Source organism: Micromonospora musae (genome assembly GCF_003626635.1).
In the GTDB taxonomy this organism is placed as follows: Bacteria; Actinomycetota; Actinomycetes; order Mycobacteriales; family Micromonosporaceae; genus Micromonospora; species Micromonospora musae.
Genome location: NZ_RAZT01000002.1, coordinates 188,065 through 201,439, shown reverse-complemented (window position 1 = coordinate 201,439; position 13,375 = coordinate 188,065). Strand labels below are relative to the sequence as shown.

Below are 13,375 nucleotides of genomic sequence, written 5' to 3'. Positions count from 1 at the left end.
TTTCGCACGGTTCCAGGCAGGGTAGGCGGATCCGATGAGTCCCACCGGCGCGGAGAGCGCGGACGCCGTCGTTGTCGGGGCCGGCCACAACGGGCTGGTCGCCGCCAACATACTGGCGGACGCCGGCTGGGACGTGGTCGTCCTGGAGGCGAACGGCGTGCCGGGCGGCGCGGTCCGGTCGGCCGAGGTGACGGCCCCCGGCTACCTCAGCGACCTGTACAGCGCGTTCTACCCCCTCGGGTACGCCTCGCCGGTGCTGCGCCGGCTCGACCTGGCCCGGTACGGACTCAGCTGGCGGCACTCCCCGGACGTGCTGGCTCACCTGCTGCCCGACGGCCGGGCCGCGGTGCTCAACCGGAATCCCGACGTCACGGCGGCCTCGCTGGAGTCGTTCGCGCCCGGCGACGGCGAGCGGTGGTTGACCGCGTACGACGACTGGATCGACGTCGCCGAGCCGATGATGGAGACGATCACCACGCCGTTCCCACCGGTGCGTGGTGGGCTGGCCCTGCTGAGCCGGATGCGGGTCTCCGGCGTGCTGCGGCTGGCCCGACGGCTGGTCGTGCCGATCCGCAAGCTCGCCGACGAGCTGTTCGACGGTGAGGGCGGGCCCGCGCTGCTGGCCGGCTGCACCCTGCACACCGACCTGTCGCCCGAGGAGGCCGGCTCCGGCGTGTACGGCTGGCTGCTCGCCATGCTCGGGCAGCAGGTCGGCTGGCCGGTGGCGGAGGGCGGGTCGCAGAAGATCACCGACGCGCTGGTGGCCCGGCTGACCGAGCGTGGTGGACGGATCCTCTACGGAGCGCGGGTGGATCGGGTGCTGACCGCGCGGGGGCGGGCCATGGGGGTACGCACGGTCGGCGGCGCGCTGTGGCGGGCCCGGCGTGCGGTGCTCGCCGATGTGCCGGCCCCGGCGCTCTACCTCGACCTGGTCGGCGCGGCGGCGTTGCCGACGAGGCTGGTGGAGGACCTGTCGCACTTCCGCTGGGACGGCTCCACGCTGAAGGTGGACTGGGCGCTCAGCGCACCCGTGCCGTGGACCAATCCGGCGGTGGCCACCGCCGGGACCGTGCACCTCAACGCCGACCTGAACGGCCTGACCAGCTACGCCGCGGAGCTGGCCCGCAGGGAGCTGCCGCAGCGGCCGTTCCTGCTGGCGGGCCAGATGAGCGTGGCGGATCCGAGTCACTCGCCGCCGGGCACCGAGTCGCTCTGGTCGTACACCCATCTGCCGTTCCGGCGGATCTGGCGGGCCGACGAGATCGCCGGGCACGTCGAGCGGATGGAGCAGGTGCTGGAGGACGCCGCGCCGGGGTTCCGGAGCCTGATCGTCGGGCGGCACGTGGCCGGCCCGGCCGACCTGGAGAAGGGCGACGCGAACCTCATCGGCGGGGCGGTGGGCGGCGGCACCTCAGCCGCGTACCAGCAGCTCTTCCTGCGCCCGGTCCCCGGCCTCGGTCGAGCGGACACCCCGGTGGACCGGCTCTTCCTGGCCAGCGCGTCGGCGCATCCCGGCGGCGGGGTGCACGGCGCTCCCGGGGCGAACGCCGCCCGGGCCGCCCTGGCCCGCGACCGCGCCCTGACCGGCAGCCTCTACGCCGCCGCCATCGGTACGGCCCAACGCGCCATCTACAGCTGACCCGTTCGCAGGAGCCGGCGCCCCGCTCGGTATCTGCCCGATGTGCCCTGCTCGGTGCCGCCTCCGCTGCGCTCTCCTCGGCACCTGCCTCACTGAGGGTGATCGCCCCGAGGCCGAGGAGAAATGGGAGGGGCGCCCCGCCGGAGCGGCCGTTACGGAGAGTTCTGGCACGCTTCGTGACGGCGGGCCCGGCCCGGCCCGGGCCGGTCCGGGTGGGCTGGAAGCCGCCCAACCCGGACGAACGGCCGCGAAGCGGCTTCAGCGTTCGACGTTACGGTGCTTGCTGCGCAGCTTGAAGGGCATGAGCGCGCTCTCGATCTTCGTGGCGGTGGTCATCTTCGAGGCGCCCTCGCGGCGCTCCTCGAACCGGATCGGCACCTCGAGGATGGTGTGGCCGAGCTTGGTGGCGAGGTAGTGCATCTCCACCTGGAAGCTGTAACCGTTGGACTGCACCCGCTCGAGCCCGATGTCGCGCAGCGCGTCCGCGCGCCAGATCTTGAAGCCGGCCGTGAGGTCGCGGATCCGGACCCGCAGCAGCGTGTGCACGTAGAGGTTCGCCCAGCCGCTGAGCGCGCGACGGTAGAACGGCCAGTTCTCGTCCAGCTCGCCACCGGGCACGTACCGGGAGCCGATCACCACGCCGGCCTGCGTCGCCAGGAGCGCGCCGAGCATCCCGGGCAGCGCCGCCGGCGGGTGCGACAGGTCCGCGTCCATCTGCGCCACGTACTCCGCGCCACCGTCGAGGGCGCGACCGATCCCGTCGACGTACGCCCGCCCCAGGCCCTCCTTGCCCGGCCGGTGCAGCACCTCGACGCGGTCCGGGTGCTCGACGGCGAGCTTGTCCGCCACCTCACCCGTGCCGTCCGGCGAGTTGTCGTCCGCGACGAGGATGCGCAGGCCCGGCAGCGGCAGCGCAAGGAGCCGCTCGACCAGGACCGGGAGGTTCCCCGCCTCGTTGTAGGTGGGCACCACGACGGTCAGTCGTGCGTCCCGCCACGGAGCGGGCAGCTGCACGGGTTCGATCATGACGGACATCCTCAGTTTGCCGACAGGGATTCCCTGAGAGGGTAGCCACTTGCCGTATCGGTCTCGTAAAGGCTCCCCGATCGGGGGTTGCGCCGGGGGGCTCGCCCACTCTCGAAACGATCGATGGCGCTGGTCGTTCCGGCGGCTCAGCGGCGGCGCCGGGCCAGACCCGCGAGCGCGAGCGTCAACCCGGCCAGCGCCAGCCCGGAGAGAGCCCGCTTGTGGACGTCCACCCAGAGCGCGGCGGACCGGTGCCGGGCCTGGTCGGTGAAGATGCCGTCGGCGCCGTGATCCTGCTCGTCGTCGCCGGGACGGTCGAGGTTGTCCCGCCAGGTCGCCCGGTCGATCGGCGTCTCGGTCTGCTGGCTGTCGTAGCCGTCGCGCGCCAGCTTGCGGTCCAGCAGGCCCGGCAGGAACATGTCGCCGAGCCGGGCCTGCCACGTCGGCCCGCCCACGTTCAACTCCCGCACCCCGCGGTCGGCGGCCCACAGCACCGCGCGGGCGGCGACCTCCGGCGCGAAGATCGGCGGCACCGGCTGCGGATGCCGCGGGAGGCGGGTGCGCACCCAGGAGAACTGCGGAGTGTTCAGCGCGGGCAGTTGAACCATCGACAGTGACACCGCCGGGCAGTCGTGCAGCAGCTCCGCCCGCAGTGAGTCGTTGAAGCCCTGAATGGCGTGCTTCGACGCGCAGTACGCCGACTGCAGCGGAATGCCGCGATAGGCCAACGCCGACCCGACCTGCACGATCGCGCCCCGCCCGTGCGCCCGCATGTGGCGCAGCGCCGCGAGCGTGCCGTGCACGGTGCCCAGGTAGTTGACCTCGGTGACCCGGCGGAACTCGGGGGCGGTGATCTCCCACGCCGGAGCGAAGACGGAGACCATGGCGTTGTTGACCCAGGCGTCGATGGTGCCCCAGTGGTGCACCACGTCGTCCGCGGCCTGCTGCACCGCGCCGGCGTCGGCCACGTCGACCCGGTAGGCGCGGACGTCGACGGCCCCCCGCGTACGACAGTCCCGTTCCGCGGCGGCCAGGCCCGCCTCACCGCGGGCGATCAGCGCGACCCGGGCACCCCGTTGCGCGTACGCGCGGGCGACCGCCCGGCCCACCCCCGCGCTCGCCCCCGTGACGACCACGGACTGGGTCACCGCCGGTCCTTCTGACGGGTCGCGATGTCGGAGAGCCGGGCCAGGGTCTCCCGGTTGCGCAGATGCAGCACCAGATCGTTGACCTTGTTACGCGCCCAGCGCAGCGGGCCCGCCGCGAACTCCTCCCCGATCCGCACCCGGGTGGCGCCCTCGCCCACCGGTTCGAGAGTGAAGGTCACGATCGCCTCACCGGCCGGCCAGAGCCCGGCCCGCAGCACCAGCCGGTGCGGCGGCTCGCAGAGCAGCACCGTCGAGGCGTCCTGGAGCGATAACGGCCACGGCCCGGCGCGGTGGTGCAGTCGGCTGCCGACCTGCGGCCAGTGGTCGTCCACGTCACGCACGTGCGTGGTGCCGACCACCCAGTCGCTGTACGTCCACCCGTCGGCGAGCACGTCGAAGACCTGCTGCGGGGGCGCGTCGATCACTTTCTCCACAATCGCCACTGGCCCCTCATACCCTCGCCCCGACCGGGGCTAACGGTCCCGACGGGTTAGCTTCTCCGGGGCGACGGGTAAGGCGTGCGCGGGCGGCCGGAGGGTTGGCCGTGGGACGCGTGTGCTGCCACCGCGTCGAGGCTGACGTTTACTCCTCGGGGCGCAGGGAACCCGCCGCCCGTGCGACAGGACCAGGTCGAGCTGGATCAGCGCAGGTCAGCCCAGGTTTTTGCCGGTGCTGACCGGGTCGCGTCCGGGCTGGCCCTGTTCGACGCCGTGCTGCTGGACCGGGACGGCACGTTGGTCGAGGACGTCCCGTACAACGGTGATCCGGAGAAGGTGCGGCCGGTGACCGGGGCGCGAGCCGCGCTGGATCGGCTGCGCGCCGCCGGCCTGCGGCTCGGGGTGGTGACGAACCAGTCGGGCCTCGCGCGAGGTTTGTTCACCCGTGCCCAGATGGAGGCGGTGCACGCCCGGATCGAACTGTTGCTGGGGCCCTTCGACACGTGGCAGGTGTGCCCCCACGACGACGAGGAGGCGTGCGGCTGCCGTAAACCGGCACCGGGGTTGGTGCGCGCCGCGGCGCGCGACCTCGGCACGGTCCCGGACCGCTGCGTCATGGTCGGGGACATCGGCCGCGACGTGACGGCGGCGTTGGCGGCCGGCGCGGCCGGAGTGCTGGTGCCGACACCGGTGACCCGGCCCGAGGAGATCGCCGCCGCCCCGTGGGTCGCGCCCGACCTGCCCGCGGCGGTCGACGAGATCCTGCGCCGGCAGGCGGCCGTGGTACCGAACGCTCCGCCCTGGTCGACGTCCGGCGACGCGCCCGGCAGCGGGCTGGAGCGCGCCCGTGGCAGCGTGCTCGGTGTCCGGGCGGAGTGGCCGGCGACGGTGGGGCGGTCCGCCGCTCCCGTGGGCACCGCGACCGCGGGCCGGCGGGGAACCGTGCTGGTGGTGCGGGCCGACTCCGCGGGGGACGTACTGGTCACCGGCCCGGCCATCCGGGCCGTCGCGGCCGGCGCCGATCGGGTGGTGATGCTCTGCGGGCCGCGTGGGCGGGCGGCCGCCGACCTGCTGCCCGGCGTCGACGAGCTGGTCGAGCACCGGCTGCCCTGGATCGATCCCGCCCCGGGACCGGTGGCCCCGCAGGACATGCACACGCTCACGGCACGGCTGGCCGCCCTCGGCGCCGACGAGGCGATCGTCTTCACCTCGTTCCACCAGTCGCCGCTGCCGCTGGCGCTGCTGCTGCGTATGGCCGGTGTGCCGCGGGTCGCCGCGATCAGCGACGACTACCCCGGGAGCCTCCTCGATCTGCGGCACCGCGTCCCGGCCGGGGTGCCCGAGGCCGAACGTGCCCTCTCCCTCGCCGCCGCGGCCGGCTACGGCCTACCGGACGGCGACCAGCCCGTGCTCCGGCTGCGCGCCGACGCGGTGCCGCGGCCACCGGCCTCGTTCGGGCCGCCGGGCTACGTCGTGCTGCACCCCGGTTCGTCGGTGCCCAGCCGGGCCTGCCCGCCCGAGGTCGTCGTCCGGATCGGACGGTCGCTCACCGACGCGGGCTACCGGCTGGTGGTCACCGGAGCGCCGCAGGAACGGGAGCTGACCGCGGCGGTGGCCGGCCCCACCGGCCTGGACCTGGGCGGTCGCACCGGGCTCGCCGAGCTGGCCGGGGTGATCGCGAACGCGGCGGCGGTGGTCGTCGGCAACACCGGTCCGGCGCACGTGGCGGCGGCCTGCGGGGTGCCGGTGGTGAGCCTCTTCGCCCCCACTGTCCCGTTCGGACAGTGGGGCCCGTACCGGGTGCCCACCGTCCGACTCGGCGACGCGTCGGCCGGCTGCCGGGACACCCGGGCCGCCGACTGCCCCGTCCCCGGGCATCCGTGCCTGGCCACGATCGAACCGGCCGAGGTGCTCACGGCGTTGCGGCTGCTCGACGTGGTCGCGGACGACACCCGGACCACGGTCGGTCCGACCGCGACGGCCGCCCGGAGCACGCGGACCGAACCGTACGCGGCCGGTGCGGCGGCGACCGCCACGGGCGGGAGCGGCTGATGAACATCCTGCTCTGGCACGTGCACGGCTCCTGGACCACCGCGTTCGTGCACGGCAGGCACCGCTACCTCGTCCCGGCCACTCCCGACCGGGGCCCGTACGGCCTCGGCCGCGCCCGTACCTACCCCTGGCCGGAGACGGCGGTCGAGGTCGGCCCCGAGGAGCTGCCCGGAGCCGACGTCGACGTGGTCATCGTGCAGCGCCCCGAGGAGCTGGATCTCGCCGAGGAGTGGCTGGGTCGCCGCCCCGGTCGGGACGTGCCCGCCGTCTACGTCGAGCACAACACCCCGAAGGACGGCGACGTCCCGCACAGCCGGCACCCGATGGCCGACCGCGACGACCTGCTCATCGCGCACGTCACGGCGTTCAACGAGCTCTTCTGGGACACCGGGGGCACCCGCACCACCGTGATCGACCACGGCATCGTGCCGCCGACGGTGGAGTACACCGGCGAACTCGACCGGCTCGCCGTCGTGATCAACGAGCCGGTACGCCGCTGGCGGGTGACCGGCACCGACCTGCTGCCGAGGTTCGCCGAGATCGCCCCGCTGGACGTCTACGGCATGAAGGTGGCCGGGCTGGCCGAGCGGCTCGGGCTGCCGCCCGAGCGGGTGACCAGCCACGACGACGTGCCGCAGGCCCGGATGCACGAGGAGCTGGCCCGGCGGCGCGCATACCTGCACCTGTGCCGGTGGACCTCACTCGGGCTCAGCCTCGTCGAGGCGATGTCGATCGGCATGCCGGTCGTCGCGCTCGCCACCACGGAGGCGGTGATGGCCGTACCGCCGGGGGCGGGAGCCCTCGACACCCGCGTCGACACGCTGCTGGAGACCACCCGCCGGTTCATGGCCGAACCGGCGCTCGCGCGGCAGGCGGGCTCGGTCGCCCGGGCCGCGGCCCGCGACCGGTACGGCCTCGACCGTTTCCTCGCCGACTGGGACCGGCTGCTGGAGGAGGAAGTATGCGCATCGCGATGATCTCGGAGCACGCCAGCCCGCTCGCCGTCCTCGGCGGCGAGGACGCCGGTGGCCAGAACACGCATGTCGCGGAGCTCTCCGCCGCGCTCGCGGCCGCCGGGCACGACGTGCGGGTGTACACCCGGCGCGACGCCGTCGACCTGCCGGTCACGGTACGCGGCCCCGACGGCTACGACGTGGTGCACGTACCGGCCGGACCGGCGGAGCCGCTGGCCAAGGACGCGCTGCTGCCGCACATGAAGGAGTTCAGCCGCTGGCTGGTGGAGCGGTGGCGGGGTGGTGACTGGGCGCCCGAGGTGGTCCACGCGCACTTCTGGATGAGCGGTCTCGCCGCGCTCGCCGCCGGCCGGCAGACCGGGGTGCCGGTGGTGCAGACGTACCACGCGCTCGGCACCGTGAAGCGCCGCTACCAGGGGGTCCAGGACACCAGCCCGGCCCGACGGGTGGCGTACGAGCGGGAGCTGGGCCGCTCGGTGGACCGGGTGGTCGCCCAGTGCCAGGACGAGGTCGGGGAGCTGGTCCGGATGGGGGTGCCCCGGTCCCGGATGACGGTGATCCCGTCCGGGGTGAACCTGGGCACCTTCGCCCCGCTCGGGCCCGCCGCCGAGCGGGAACCGGGGCGGGCCCGGATCCTGACCGTCGGCCGGCTGGTGGAGCGCAAGGGCTTCCAGACCGTGGTCCGGGCGATGGCGTTGGTGCCCGACGCCGAGTGTGTGGTGGTGGGTGGTCCGCCGGTCGGGCTGCTGGAGAGCGACCCGTACGCCCGGCGGCTGCGCGCCCTCGCCGGCACCTGCGGGGTGGCCGACCGGGTGCGTCTGGTCGGCGCGGTGCCCCGCGAGGAGATGGGGCGGTGGTACCGCTCGGCGGACGTCCTGGTCGCCGCCCCCTGGTACGAGCCGTTCGGGCTCACCCCGCTCGAGGCGATGGCCTGCGGGGTGCCGGTGATCGGCACGGCGGTGGGCGGGCTCAAGGACACCGTGGTCGAGGGGGTCACCGGTGACCTGGTTCCGGCCCGGGACCCGCGGGCCCTGGGCACCGCGATCCAGGCGCTGCTCGACGACCGGATCCGCCGTTTCTCGTACGCCCGGGCCGCTCAGGAACGGGCCCGGCTGCGCTACTCGTGGGCGGCGACCGCCGAGCGGCTGGCCGAGGTCTACGACGAGGTGGCCGCCGTGCACCGGCCGACCGGGGTGGTGGCCTGATGCCGGCTTCGCCGTTCGACGCCCACCTGGCGAACCTGGCCGCCGCCCTGCTGCCGTACCGGGAGTGCGAGCGGCTGCTCGCCCGGTGGGGTGAGACGCTGGCCCGGCGGCTGGTCGGTGGTGGACGACTCCTGGTGGCCGGGAACGGCGGTAGCGCCGCCGAGGCGCAGCATCTGACCGCCGAACTGGTGGGCAAGCTCCGCGACGACCGGCAACCCCTGTCGGCCATCGCCCTGCACGCCGAGACCTCGGCCGTCACCGCCATCGCCAACGACTACGGCTACGACGAGGTCTTCGCCCGCCAGGTACGCGCGCACGGGCGCGACGGCGACATCCTCCTGCTGTTGTCGACCAGCGGAGCCAGCCGCAACCTGCTCGCGGCCGCCGAGGCGGGCCGCGAGGCCGGGTTGAGCTGCTGGGCCTTCACCGGCCCCGCCCCGAATCCGCTCGCCGAGGCCTGTCACGAGGCGCTCGCCGTCGCCTCCCCGGACAGCCAGGTGGTGCAGGAGCTGCACCTGGTCTCCAGCCACCTGCTCTGCGAGTACGTCGACCAGGCGCTGCCGGCCGCGCTGGCCGCGGTGACCGGCGTGGCCGTCGACGGGCCGGCGCGGCGGGGGAGCGTGCACGCCGGGGTGGAGGTGGTGCTCGACGGCGGGGCCGGGCAACAGGTGCAGGCGCGAGGATGAGGGGGCAAGCGTGACGGGACCCGTCGTGGTGATCGGTGACACCCTGCTCGATCGGGACGTCGAGGGGGTGGTCAACCGGCTCTGTCCGGACTCGCCGGTGCCGGTGCTCGACGAGACCGGGTACGTCGACCGGCCCGGCGGGGCGGGCCTGGCCGCGGTCTTCGCCGCCGCCCAGGGCGCCGAGGTGGTGCTGGTGACCGCGCTCGCCGACGACGCCGGCGGGGCCCGGTTGAGCGCGCTGCTGACCGCCGCCGGTGTCCAGGTGTACGCGCTGCCGCTGGCCGGGGCCACGCCGGAGAAGATCCGGCTGCGGGCCGGTGGCCGGGTGCTGCTGCGCCACGACCGCGGCGGGGTTCCGGGTGAGCCGGGCGAGCCGGCCGAGGCGGTGCTGCGGGTCATCGCGAACGCCTCCGCCGTCCTGGTCAGCGACTACGGCCGTGGGGTGGCCCGGCAGCCGGCGCTGCGCGCGGCGTTGGCCGCGACGCGGGCTCCGGTGGTGTGGGACCCGCATCCGCGTGGCCCGGCCGCGGTGCCCGGCGTGCAGCTGGCCACCCCGAACGAGTCCGAGGCGCGGGAGTTGATCCCGGCGCTGCCCGGGGCGACCCGGCTCGCCACCGCCTCGCGCGGCGCGCAGGGGCTGCGTCGACGGTGGCGGGCGGGCGCGGTCGCGGTGACCCTCGGCGGGGACGGCGCGCTGCTCTGCCACACCGATTCGACGCCGCTCGTGGTGTCGGCGCCGAGCAACGCCGAGGGGGACACCTGCGGTGCGGGTGACCGGTTCGCGGTCGCCGCCGGTCTCGCCCTGGCCCGGGGCGCACTGGTGTCCGAGGCGGTGCAGGAGGCGGTCGCCGAGGCCTCCGCGTACGTGGCGGCCGGGGGAGTGGCGGCCGCGTTGCCGCCGCCGGCGCGTCCGCAGCCGGGTACGGTCTCCGGCCCGGGCGGGGAACGCGTCGGCCTCGCCGAGGTGGCCGCGCTCCTCGCCGAGGTGCGCGCGGCCGGTGGCACGGTGGTGGCCACCGGGGGCTGCTTCGACCTGCTGCACGCCGGGCACGTGGCGACGTTGCAGGCGGCCCGGAAGCTCGGCGACTGCCTGATCGTCTGCCTGAACTCGGACGCCAGCGTGGCCGGGTTGAAGGGGCCGGACCGGCCGGTGGTCGCGCAGGGCGACCGGAGCCGGCTGCTGGCGGCGTTGAGCTGTGTGGACGGCGTCATGATCTTCGACGAGCCGACGCCGCACGCGGCGCTCACCTGGCTGCGTCCCGACGTCTGGGTCAAGGGCGGCGACTACGCCACCGGCGTCGGTGACGATCCCGCACTGCCCGAGGCGGAGATCCTGCGGCGATGGGGTGGTCACACGGTGGTGGTGCCGTACCTGGAGGGGCGCTCCACCACCGACATGATCGCCGCGGCTCGCGTGGGCGGCCGGTTCGCCGGCACCCCGGCCGCCGGGGTCGACTGGTCCACGGCAGCGTCGGCGCCGACCGTGGAGCGGACGCGATGACGGCCGCGCCGGCCGGGGCCGGAACCACCGTCCTGGTCACCGGCGGGTCGAGCGGACTGGGCGCGGCGGTGGTGGCGGCGGTGGCCCGCTCCGGCGGGCGACCGCTGGTGATCGACCGGCAGCCGCCCGGCGACGGGGTGCCGTGGGTCGAGTGCGACCTGGCCGACACCCGGGCCGCCGAGGCGGCCACCCGGCAGCTCGCCGAGCGCTCCGGCGGTCTGGACGCGGTGGTGACCGCCGCCGGGTGGGACGTGCCGGGGCGGCTGGCCGACGTGCCGGCCGAGACCTGGGAGCGGATCATCGCCGTGGACCTGCTCGCCACGGCGGCGGTGATCAGGGCCGCGCTGCCCTATCTGGAGGCCTCTCGCGGCACCGTCGTCACGGTCGCCTCGACGCTCGGCGTGAAGGCGGTCAGCGACGCCACCGCGTACTGCGCGGCGAAGTTCGGGGTGGTGGGCTTCACCCGGGCGCTCGCCGCGGAGCTCGCCGGCGCGGTCGGTGTCACCCTGCTCGTCCCCGGCGGTATGCGTACCGCCTTCTTCGACGAGCGCGACGCCCAGTACCGCCCGGGGCCGGACGCGGTGCTCAACGATCCGGCCGACACCGCGGCGGCGGTCATGTTCGCGCTGGCCCAGCCGCCCGGCTGCGCGGTACGGGAGATGGTGGTCTGCGCCGAGCAGGAGTCGTCCTACCCGTGATCCTCGTGCTGCGCGCGCTCGGCGTCGGCGACCTGGCCACCGCCGTCCCGGCGTTGCGTGCGCTGCGGGCCGCCCACCCCGACCGGGAGCTGGTGCTCGCCGCGCCGGCCTGGCTGGCGCCGCTCGTCGAGCTGGTCGGCGGCGTCGACCGGCTGGTCGACACCCCGGGGCTGGGCCGGATGGGCTGGGCCGGGGCGCCGCCGCGGCTGGCGGTGAACCTGCACGGGCGGGGCCCGCAGTCGCACCGGATGCTCGCCGCCGTCCGACCCGGCCGACTGCTCGGCTTCGGCAACCCGTCGGCCGGCTTCGCCGACGGGCCGGCGTGGGACGAGTCCGAGCACGAGGTGCGGCGCTGGTGCCGGCTGCTGGAGTGGTACGGCATGCCCGCCGACCGGTGCGACCTGACGCTGCGCCGGCCCCCGTCGGCCGGCGTGCCGACCGGGGTGAGCGTGCTGCACCCCGGCTCGAAGATCGTCGGGAAGCGCTGGCCGGCCGACCGGTTCGCCGCGCTGGCGCGGGGGCTCACGGCGCGGGGCCATCGGGTGGTGCTCACCGGTTCGCCCGACGAACGGGAGCTGGCCGTTCGGGTGGCCGTGCGCGCCGGGCTGCCCGCCGACGCGGTGCTCGCCGGCCGTACGGGGCTGCGGGAGCTGGCCGCCCTGGTGGCGTACGCCCGGGTGGTGGTGAGCGGGGACACCGGGGTGGCGCACCTGGCGACCGGCTTCGCGACCCCGTCGGTGGTGCTCTTCGGCCCCGTGCCACCGGCGGTCTGGGGGCCGCCGCCGGACCGGCCCCGGCATCGGGTGATCTGGGCCGGGGAGCGGGATTGGCCCAGCTGGGACGGGGTAGGAAGCCACCCGTCATTGACGGCCCTCGGGGTCGAGGAGGTCTCGGCCGCCGTGGACGAGGTGGAGCGGGAGTCCGGTGCGGTTACGGCGTAGCGATCCAGGTCGGCCGGGGTACCGGCGGCGGCGGCGCGGCACCGGCTGGCTCTTCCTGAACCCGGCCGGTGACCCGGTGCGGGACCCGGACGAGCTGGCCCGACTCCGGGCCCTGGTCGTGCCGCCGGCCTGGCGGGACGTGTGGATCTGCCCGTGGCCGAACGGGCACATCCAGGCCACCGGCGTGGACGCGGCGGGACGCAAGCAGTACCTCTACCACCCGACCTGGCGGGAGAAGCGCGACGAGGCGAAGTTCGACCACGTGCTGGAGGTGGCGCGGCGACTGCCGACGTTGCGAGCGCGGGTCGGCCGGGACCTCGACGGACGCGGGCTGAACCGCGACCGGGTGCTCGCCACGGTGGCCCGGCTGCTCGACATGGGGGCGTTCCGGGTCGGCAACGACCAGTACGCGGCCGGGGACGACCCGACCTTCGGGGTGTCGACGCTGCGTCCCGAGCACGCCCGTACGCGGCGCGGGTGCGTGATCTTCGAGTTCCCGGCGAAGGGCGGGATCGAGCAGGTGCGCCTCGTCGAGGATCCGGAGCTGTGCCGGGTGCTGACGAACCTACGTCGGCGTCGACGGGGCGCCGAGCGTCTCTTCGGCTATTGGGACGGGCAGGACTGGCGGGACGTCCGCGCCGACGAGATCAACGGGTACCTGCGCGACGCCAGCGGCGGGGAGATGACCGCGAAGGACTTCCGGACCTGGCACGCCACCGTGCTGGCCGCGATCGAGCTGGCCGCGGCGGAGCCGGCGCGCTCTCTCACGGGGCGGCGGCGCGCGGTGGCCGGGGTGATGCGGGGAGTGGCCGAGCTGCTCGGCAACACCCCGACGGTGGCCCGTACCTCCTACGTGGACCCGCGGGTGGTGGACCTCTACCACGACGGGGTCGTGGTGACCGTGGATCCGGGCGCGCCGCGCGAGAAGGCCGAGCTGGCGGTGCTGGAGCTGCTGGAGGAGGCCTGACCGGCTCCGTCCCCGGTCCTGGGGGGAGGCGACGGAGCCGGAGCGTTCGGCGGTCACCGAGGCGGCGACCCGCCGCCACCGCAGGGCGGCGGGCGCACGCC

Annotated in this window: 12 protein-coding genes; 9 read left to right on the top strand and 3 right to left on the bottom strand. The window is 75.1% G+C overall.

What is annotated here, in order from left to right; genetic code table 11:
* The first annotated feature begins 34 nt into the window (after positions 1-34).
* Entirely contained in the window at positions 35-1,639 is a 1,605-nt protein-coding gene (locus D7044_RS03915; RefSeq protein WP_120688006.1) for a phytoene desaturase family protein, read from the top strand.
* A 258-nt stretch (positions 1,640-1,897) separates the two neighbouring features.
* Here the strand turns inward: D7044_RS03915 and D7044_RS03910 are convergent, their stop codons facing one another.
* The 3 genes from D7044_RS03910 to D7044_RS03900 form a co-directional block, all read right to left on the bottom strand.
* A complete protein-coding gene (locus D7044_RS03910) occupies positions 1,898-2,665 on the bottom strand; it encodes a polyprenol monophosphomannose synthase (RefSeq protein ID WP_120681321.1) in 768 nt (255 codons plus the stop codon).
* Positions 2,666-2,811: 146 nt separating this feature from the next.
* Positions 2,812-3,813 carry an SDR family oxidoreductase gene (locus D7044_RS03905; protein ID WP_120681324.1) on the bottom strand — a complete coding sequence of 334 codons (1,002 nt, stop codon included), beginning with the start codon at positions 3,811-3,813 and terminating at the stop codon, positions 2,812-2,814.
* Positions 3,810-4,256 carry an SRPBCC family protein gene (locus D7044_RS03900; protein ID WP_120681326.1) on the bottom strand — a complete coding sequence of 149 codons (447 nt, stop codon included), beginning with the start codon at positions 4,254-4,256 and terminating at the stop codon, positions 3,810-3,812. Before D7044_RS03900 ends, D7044_RS03905 begins: the two co-directional genes overlap by 4 nt.
* A 171-nt stretch (positions 4,257-4,427) precedes the next feature.
* On the opposite strand from D7044_RS03900, the gene D7044_RS03895 reads away from it, so the two are divergent.
* Genes D7044_RS03895 through D7044_RS03860 form a run of 8 tightly spaced genes read left to right on the top strand, consistent with a single transcriptional unit; the run spans position 4,428 to position 13,274 of the window.
* On the top strand, positions 4,428-6,302 hold the full coding sequence (locus D7044_RS03895; protein WP_120688005.1) for an HAD-IIIA family hydrolase: 1,875 nt from the start codon (positions 4,428-4,430) through the stop codon (positions 6,300-6,302).
* Complete coding sequence (locus D7044_RS03890) at positions 6,302-7,279, top strand: glycosyltransferase family protein (RefSeq protein WP_120688004.1); 978 nt, start codon at positions 6,302-6,304, stop codon at positions 7,277-7,279. Before D7044_RS03895 ends, D7044_RS03890 begins: the two co-directional genes overlap by 1 nt.
* Positions 7,264-8,481 (top strand): glycosyltransferase, encoded by a 1,218-nt coding sequence (locus tag D7044_RS03885; protein ID WP_120681332.1) that lies wholly within the window; start codon positions 7,264-7,266, stop codon positions 8,479-8,481. The genes D7044_RS03890 and D7044_RS03885 overlap by 16 nt, the downstream gene beginning before the upstream one ends.
* Entirely contained in the window at positions 8,478-9,167 is a 690-nt protein-coding gene (locus tag D7044_RS03880) for a D-sedoheptulose-7-phosphate isomerase (RefSeq protein ID WP_120688217.1), read from the top strand. Before D7044_RS03885 ends, D7044_RS03880 begins: the two co-directional genes overlap by 4 nt.
* 10 nt (positions 9,168-9,177) lie before the next feature.
* Positions 9,178-10,668 (top strand): PfkB family carbohydrate kinase, encoded by a 1,491-nt coding sequence (locus D7044_RS03875; protein WP_120688003.1) that lies wholly within the window; start codon positions 9,178-9,180, stop codon positions 10,666-10,668.
* On the top strand, positions 10,665-11,366 hold the full coding sequence (locus tag D7044_RS03870) for an SDR family oxidoreductase (RefSeq protein ID WP_120681336.1): 702 nt from the start codon (positions 10,665-10,667) through the stop codon (positions 11,364-11,366). Before D7044_RS03875 ends, D7044_RS03870 begins: the two co-directional genes overlap by 4 nt.
* The gene (locus D7044_RS03865; RefSeq protein WP_120688002.1) at positions 11,363-12,307 is read left to right on the top strand and encodes a glycosyltransferase family 9 protein; all 945 of its coding nucleotides are present in this window, start codon (positions 11,363-11,365) and stop codon (positions 12,305-12,307) included. The genes D7044_RS03870 and D7044_RS03865 overlap by 4 nt, the downstream gene beginning before the upstream one ends.
* Positions 12,291-13,274 (top strand): DNA topoisomerase IB, encoded by a 984-nt coding sequence (locus D7044_RS03860; protein WP_120681339.1) that lies wholly within the window; start codon positions 12,291-12,293, stop codon positions 13,272-13,274. Before D7044_RS03865 ends, D7044_RS03860 begins: the two co-directional genes overlap by 17 nt.
* Positions 13,275-13,375 lie beyond the last annotated feature (101 nt).

Bases quoted from the DNA above. Each gene is read 5' to 3' on its own strand.
- D7044_RS03915 (WP_120688006.1), top strand. From the start codon at position 35: ATGAGTCCCACCGGCGCGGAGAGCGCGGACGCCGTCGTTGTCGGGGCC.
- D7044_RS03910 (WP_120681321.1), bottom strand. From the start codon at position 2,665: ATGATCGAACCCGTGCAGCTGCCCGCTCCGTGGCGGGACGCACGACTG.
- D7044_RS03890 (WP_120688004.1), top strand. From the start codon at position 6,302: ATGAACATCCTGCTCTGGCACGTGCACGGCTCCTGGACCACCGCGTTC.
- D7044_RS03885 (WP_120681332.1), top strand. From the start codon at position 7,264: ATGCGCATCGCGATGATCTCGGAGCACGCCAGCCCGCTCGCCGTCCTC.
- D7044_RS03870 (WP_120681336.1), top strand. From the start codon at position 10,665: ATGACGGCCGCGCCGGCCGGGGCCGGAACCACCGTCCTGGTCACCGGC.